Genomic DNA, 520 nt, shown 5'->3' on the forward strand with positions numbered 1-520 from the left:
GAAAAGAGAAGTTATGTGGGAATTTTTAGAAAATCTCTTCTCACCCACCCAGTATATTCCCCACGGTCACTGCTACCTGTGGCAAACGCCACTCGTCTGGCTGCACCTACTCAGTGATTTGTTGACCGCGATCGCCTATTTCTCGATTCCGGCAATCCTGATCTACTTTGTCCACAAGCGAAGCGATATTCCCTTTTCTAAAGTGTTTGTTCTCTTCAGCGCCTTCATCATCCTGTGTGGCACGGGTCACTTGCTGGACATCTGGACGCTTTGGCACCCAGCTTACTGGCTCACAGGCTTTGAACATGCGCTGACGGCTTTGGTTTCCTGCTACACCGCTCTGCAACTGGTGGAACTGCTGCCCAATTTTTTGGCGTTGCGAACCCCTGAGCAGTTAGAAGCGATCAACCGGGAACTGCAAGAGCAAATCACAGTGAGTGCCATTGCCCATCAAAAACTTCAGCAGTCGGAACAAACCCTGCAAACAATTGTCACCGGAACTGCATCTGTCACTGGCGAA

1 protein-coding gene is annotated in these 520 nt (G+C 50.2%); it reads left to right on the plus strand.

What is annotated here, in order from left to right; translation table 11 throughout:
* Positions 1-13: 13 nt before the first annotated feature.
* Positions 14-520: hypothetical protein (locus AB3R30_RS26970; RefSeq protein ID WP_458652283.1), on the plus strand; the 507-nt coding region annotated here is incomplete at its 3' end.

The organism is Sivoneniella epilithica UHCC 1019 (assembly GCF_040830845.1).
Taxonomy (GTDB): domain Bacteria; phylum Cyanobacteriota; class Cyanobacteriia; order Leptolyngbyales; family Leptolyngbyaceae; genus ULC077BIN1.